Origin of the sequence: Marinomonas foliarum (assembly GCF_003337275.1) — a bacterium.
GTDB classification, from domain to species: domain Bacteria; phylum Pseudomonadota; class Gammaproteobacteria; order Pseudomonadales; family Marinomonadaceae; genus Marinomonas; species Marinomonas foliarum.
The window spans coordinates 157,810-164,028 of record NZ_QPJQ01000005.1; the positions used below are offsets into that span (position 1 = coordinate 157,810).

Here is a 6,219-nt window from a genome sequence, read left to right on the forward strand (position 1 = left end):
CTTTTAGTATAGGCTGCTTTCTGGCCAAACTAGCCACAAGCAAAATCCACTCACTAAAAGGCTGATTACACCTTGAATGAAAATTACGCCGATGCTCTGTTTGTTGGTCAACTCTGAACTGAATCTTACTGCAATTGGTGTAATAAATACGCTTGCTGTGATGAGTAAGATGACGCTAAGAGGGATGTCTGCAAGTACGTGGCTCTGCGTGATTAATCCTCCTAACAGTAATGACGCAGGGATACAGCTAAACACTTGTGTGGCTTTTGTTAGATAACTAACAACCACATAAGCAAAAAGAGCTGCTCCTAGTGCACCTAATAATTGTCCAATTAGTAAGCTGCCGCCAATAGAAATGACTGGTGCGGCTGCGCCTGCCACAATCATGAGTCCAACTGTTGGTAAAAGAACAGACAGTTTGCATTCAGCCTTGTCATTGCCTAATTTCAATTCTTTCGGTTGCACCTGCAGTAGGTTATAAACTAGGGTGACGATCGCACTTGTCGCAGCCCAACTTAGACTAAGAAGTAATCCCGTATGTTTAAGGACTGGGTTTAGTAGTAAGTAAAAGGATAAGCCAAATAGCACTAGCCCTAGGATGTTGCGTGATATCGTCTGTCGAATATTGGTAAAGCAAAGTACAGACACTGTTCCGATTAATGCTGTGATGCTGTAATAGTCAATGGCTTGGGCTGGCGGGAAACTCAAGCCTGAGTGAATCAGGCTGAGTCCGGCAATAAAGCCACCAATGTAACCAAGGTAAGACGATGCACGTAGTAATTTAGCAGCAATAACGCTGATTATTAGTGCGGCGAGAAAAGGGTAAACTGCCGTATGTAATAACATAAGCACCGATGAGTTGCTGGCTTCTTCGTACATGATCGTTCTGCTTCCTTAATGAGTTACAGTTACTGGCGAATACCTTCGATAAACACTTCAATTTCTGTTTGATCTGTAACGCCTGGAATGAAGTAAGTGATACCAAAGTCACTGCGTTGGATTACCGCTTTTGCTTCAAAACCGGCACGGTAGCCACCCCATGGGTCTTTGCCTTCGCCAATTTGGTTAACGTCAAAGCTCACCGGCTTAGTCACACCGTGTAGAGTCAAATCACCTGTTAATGTCTTGCCGTCAAATTGTGTGCTTTTGAAGGTCAATGTAGGGAATTGCTTGGCATCTAGAAAGTCTGGGCTGCGCAGGTGTTTATCACGCGCTTCATGATTAGTGTCGACACTAGCTGTCTTGATGGAAAAAGAGGCGCTTCCTGATGTTTTGTCTTCTGTGTATGAAAAGTCGCCTTCAAATTCATTGAAGCGACCTGGTGTTGTGCTAACGCCTAGGTGTCCAACTTTGAAGGTGACAGCGGAATGGGCTGGGTCAATCTTATAATCAGCTGCCATAGTTACGCTGGAAGCCAGTACCAATGCACTTATAGTAATCATTTTCATTTTTTAGTTCCTCGATTTGATTCAACAATATGAGTAGTGTAATTTGTTTTTATTAATAAATAATCGGCCTAAAATACAATTCAATATTTCTTAATAAGAAATGATTTAGGTGGAACTTTTTTTGGAGAAAAGAATGAATGGATAAGCTTCAAGGTATGAAGGTATTTTGCCGAGTTTTTGAGGCGGAAAGTTTTAAGTTGGCTAGCGATTCACTTGGGATATCTAGGCCTATGGTGACGCGCTATATTAATTCTATAGAGGAGGAGCTAGGCACTAAGCTTTTACAACGTAATACTCGAAATATTAGTGTTACAGATGCGGGGCGCAAATATTATCAGCACTGCATTGCCATAATGGAGGCGATTGAAGAGGCGGAAGGTGAAATTGGTGAATTAACTAAAAAGCCTAAAGGTCTACTTAAGGTGAGTGTACCGATGGATTTTGGGTTGTCGCACCTTGTGCCTTTACTGGATGAATTCAGTAAAATGTACTCTCAAATCGAGCTAGATGTTGATTTCAGTGATAAGCGTGTTGATATGACAGAATCCGGGGTGGATATCGCGATTCGTGGTGGTCATTTAGGTGGCGATCAGTTTGTTGCAAGACCGCTTTGCTATTCAACCGGGTTTGTGTGCGCCTCGCCTGAATATGTCGCTGCACACGGCTCACTTAGTGTTGTGGCAGATCTAGAAAAACACTCTTGCCTAATATATCGCAACGCCCCAATACCAAATAGATGGACGTTGACGAATGAGGTCGGTGAGTCTCAAACAGTGTCTGTTTCTGGTGGTTTTTCTGCCAATAACGGCGGTGCTTTGACGCGATTCGCTGTGGCTGGCCTGGGGATTATTTATCAACCAGATTTTTTGGTGGCGAAATACATTGAGTCAGGCGAACTGATTAATCTATTGCCGCATTGTAAGGGGTATGAAATTGGGTTTTATGCTATCTACCCACAAAGAAAACTAATGTCTAGAAAAACGCGGTTGCTCTTAGATTTCTTACAAGAAAAACTAACCAACATACAGTTTTAGCTGTTTGTTGGTTAGTTTTTATCTCAGAGTTGCATTATTTTAAGTCGCTAAACTCATTTTCTATGCTGAGGTTTACCGGCATGTCATAGCCAGGTAAGCGAATTTCTTGATCAGTGATGTGAAGTTCTTCACCACCTAGAACATTAAATCCGAACTTATAGATTGGAAGAACTTCGCCACGAATGCTAGATTGGTTATATTCTTCAGCGGCCGCTGCAACCTCTGCGTTCTTAGCTGTGTATGTGTTAATCTCTTCTACACTGTAGCGCTTTTTCAGCATCTTCATTGTTTGCTGAGGCGATAATAGTACGGCTGTGGCGTTATTGCCTCCAAAGCCTTTAGAGTTAAGCAGAGCTGCATCAAAATAATCTTTCCCATAAGCTTCATGCTTAAGTTGAAACTTCAAACCATCACGGTATACATCATCGGCAATAGCGTGTGATGTTGTAATACCAGGCAGAATGCCATCTTTCCAAACCCCTAAAGATAGGTGGAGTTGATCGCCGCCAGCTGTGCCTTGAGAGTGTCCAAGAAACGCTTTCATAGCGATAACTGGCATTTCTGTTGCGCCAAAACTGACGGCTGCTTTGCTAAGTACATGAGACTCAGTAATGCGATTTTGTGGTGTGCTTGTACCGTGAGCCTGAATGAAGGTGCGCTGTGTTAAGCCATCATTACCTATAATGTTTTGTAGGTAAGCCATGGCTTTGCTCATGGTTAAATAGTTGCCGATACCAGGTGCAGATATGGATTTTTTGTGTCCGTCAGCGTGTGAGAAAACGGCAGGGATTGCACCAAAAATTTCAGCGCCTAACTGAATCGCCAGTTCGTCATCCATTAGGAGTGTCCATTGGCTGGATTCTCCGATGGTGAAACCACAGTTTTGCGCGAATGGACGACAGCTACGTGTATGGTCTGGCTCTTCTTGATTGCTAATTTGGTCTAGAGCAAGCAGTGCAGTATCTTCCGCTAGGGCTCCCATTGTTCTGAAGCCTTCAATAATTTCTGGTGTGATAGGGGCGTCACTACCGCCAACCATAGCTACTCGGAATTTACCGGATTTGATGCCTTCTATGGCTTTCTCTAAATTGAAAAAGTAGGTTGCGCAGGCACCAATTGCAGTACCAACATTTCCTACGCTGCCAAGGATATAAGCGTTAACAAAGTCAGCAGGCATTTGCGCATAGCCAAGCGGCAAATGCTTTGATGTAGTTCGTTTTCCCATCAATGCAGATTTAAGCATACCGCCAAAGCCTAGGTCATCCATTTGACCAATAGAGTTGGCAGCATAGACGGCCATTTGGTCAGGGGACACCTTGCTACGAATAACTTCCCAATCTATCCCGCTGCTTTTGATGGCATCTGAGGCGCCATAAACAGTCATTTGTAAGCCACGAGGATGGTTTCGGCTTTGGTACAACTTTGATGGGTCAAAACCTGTTGGCAATTGTCCTGCCGCTTTTACAGAGAGTGGACGAGTATCTTTAATGAATGCTTCTAGATTTCCATCGACAGTGACTTCACTTAATGTGCTGGATAGCTCGACTACGTGCCAGTTCGTCGGGCGCTCATTTGGTAAAGAGCGAGTTTTAATTGTGAAGCTTAATTTTTCATCGCTTTGGTTTGATTGCAGTGTCGTTGACTTGTGAAGAACCACATGGTCAACGTCAAATAAACTTGGATGAATGCGGCGAATTAAAGTGCGAGCAAGGAGAGATTCGCCAATGCTATCAACCAATGCTGCGGCGTCTAATGCTTCCCCACCGTCGGTATACCACAGGCCATTTTTGTGTTCGGCCATGTTGGTGATAGTGGCGAGGTCGAGTAAAACATCCTGCTGTATTGAACTTGGCAAGAGGTCAAAGACAATACGGCGATATGCTTGATGTGAAGAGGTACGACCAGCCGAATTGATTCCGCCAAAGCCAACAATAACAGGTAAACGGGCCAATTGAATTTCCTCGTTTTATGAGTGGGTAAAATATTACGGTATTGTAATGAAGGGGGTGACGCTTAGCCACCCCGCATTAAGGTAATTTCGCAACAATACATTGAAATTTAGACAATTTGCGAATTATTTGAACGGTTACTGTGGCTCTTGATTTGGCTGAACTCGATTGAATCGCCAAAGTTTATTGTAATTTATAAGGCCTTCAATTTCCTCTACGTAGGCGAGGCCGCGTTGTGAGTAGAGCTCTAGCCCATGCACAAGCGCAAGACCTGTGATTATTTCTTTGTCTTGTCTGAGCTCTTCTCGTGACGATCTAAGTGCTTTATAAGCAGCGTTTGTATTTAGGTTATCTATGTAAGCAAAAACAGATTCGCGGGCATCATTGAATTTTCGCACTTCGTGATCTGCATCTTCGTCTCGGGATTCAGGGACTAAGCCACAACCTTTTCTAAAGCACCACTGACCAAAAAAGTTGTTTCCTTTTGTGGCGAAGCGAGAGGTTCCCCATGCTGATTCATTGGCTGCTTGTGCTAGTACTAGTGATACAGGAATGATATCGAGCCTCTTAAGTAATGCTTTTAAGTCATCTTTTGAATAGTTATCTAGCTTGATCATTTTGTGGTCTTCGCGAAGAGTAGAAACCCACTTTTTGTTTTTTGTTGATAACTTTTTGTTGCTGTTTAATAGGCTGGTTAAGCGCTCACGGTCTTTGAGTATCAGAGTGTTTTTCTCATTGACAAAGGGTGTTAAGAATTCAAAAAAGGCTTGTTTACGCTCTTTAACGTCTGTGATTGCTGCGAAATCAGGGGTCTCTTTAGATATTGGGTGAGACTTAAAGTAGCTTTTTTCGTCCGCAGTGGCTTCGCCTGACTCTTCATTTGAGGTTGAGGCGCTGTCATTTTTAGAGCCTTCTTCAGTGCTTTGAAATGGACCTGCTTTTATCCATAATATGAACAGCAGTGCAAACGAAATAATCCAAAGTATTTTTTTGTTCATAAATAACCACAAGTCCTAAGCGTTTTTATTTAGATCAGCGCCTTCATTAGGGGGCACCGATCTTAATAAATTGGATAAAAAGTAAGTCTATTATCCTTAAAAAAGGATGACTTTAATAGACTTTAGCTTAGGCTTCTTTAATTTACCTTAATTCCTTTGCTTCTAGTAAAGATGCTATAGGAAAAGTTTGGTTGGTCCGACAGGAACAACTTGGGTTGGGTTAATGTTTTTATGGCTAAAGTAGTAATGTCGTTTTATGTGTTGCATGTTGATAGTGCTAGCAATATTTGGGGTTTCATAAAGACGCTTTAGATACGCATTTAGTTTCGGGAAGTCCAAAATACGCTTTAAGTTACATTTGAAGTGGCCAAAATACACGGCATCAAAGCGGATGAGTGTTGTGAAAAGTCGCCAGTCTGCTTCGGTTTGTTCCTCACCGAGCAAATAAGTATTGCTAGAAAGTTTTTCTTCTAAAAAATCCAATGTATCAAATAAGGGCAGTAGTGCTTCTTCGTATGCATCCTGAGTGGTTGCAAAACCACACTTATAAACGCCATTGTTCAAGGTATTGTAAATGCGCTCATTAATTTCATCTATTTCTAGGGCTTGGCTTTCTGGATAGAAGTCGAGTTGGTTGTTGGTAATCTCATTGAAAGCTCGATTGAATATGCGAATTATCTCAGACGATTCGTTAGGGAAACTGCGATTAAGTCCCCAATATGAGACAATGCCGATCTGACCATTACCTCAAGACCGAATGACATGAATCAGCTTTCCTTCGCCGATACCG

The 6,219-nt window shown here is 42.5% G+C and carries 6 protein-coding genes; 1 reads left to right on the forward strand and 5 read right to left on the reverse strand.

The annotated features are described in order from the left end of the window. Nucleotides 1-3: 3 nt before the first annotated feature. Nucleotides 4-879 carry a hypothetical protein gene (locus DFP77_RS04325; RefSeq protein WP_114411063.1) on the reverse strand — a complete coding sequence of 292 codons (876 nt, stop codon included), beginning with the start codon at nt 877-879 and terminating at the stop codon, nt 4-6. Nucleotides 880-908: 29 nt separating this feature from the next. Beyond that, nucleotides 909-1,448 (reverse strand): YceI family protein, encoded by a 540-nt coding sequence (locus tag DFP77_RS04330; protein ID WP_114411064.1) that lies wholly within the window; start codon nt 1,446-1,448, stop codon nt 909-911. 137 nt (nt 1,449-1,585) lie between these two features. Here DFP77_RS04330 and DFP77_RS04335 point away from each other — a divergent pair, with 137 nt between their 5' ends. Beyond that, entirely contained in the window at nt 1,586-2,482 is an 897-nt protein-coding gene (locus DFP77_RS04335; RefSeq protein WP_114411065.1) for a LysR family transcriptional regulator, read from the forward strand. Between the two features lie 34 nt (nt 2,483-2,516). Here DFP77_RS04335 and DFP77_RS04340 read toward each other — a convergent pair whose 3' ends face one another. The 3 genes from DFP77_RS04340 to DFP77_RS04350 form a co-directional block, all read right to left on the reverse strand. Next, nucleotides 2,517-4,433: a beta-ketoacyl synthase gene (locus tag DFP77_RS04340; RefSeq protein WP_114411066.1), complete on the reverse strand. Its 1,917-nt coding sequence runs from the start codon at nt 4,431-4,433 to the stop codon at nt 2,517-2,519. A gap of 135 nt (nt 4,434-4,568) precedes the next feature. After that, nucleotides 4,569-5,429 carry a glucosaminidase domain-containing protein gene (locus DFP77_RS04345; protein WP_114411067.1) on the reverse strand — a complete coding sequence of 287 codons (861 nt, stop codon included), beginning with the start codon at nt 5,427-5,429 and terminating at the stop codon, nt 4,569-4,571. A gap of 174 nt (nt 5,430-5,603) precedes the next feature. Beyond that, complete coding sequence (locus DFP77_RS04350; protein ID WP_309477156.1) at nt 5,604-5,993, reverse strand: glutathione S-transferase C-terminal domain-containing protein; 390 nt, start codon at nt 5,991-5,993, stop codon at nt 5,604-5,606. Between the last annotated feature and the right edge of the window lie 226 nt (nt 5,994-6,219).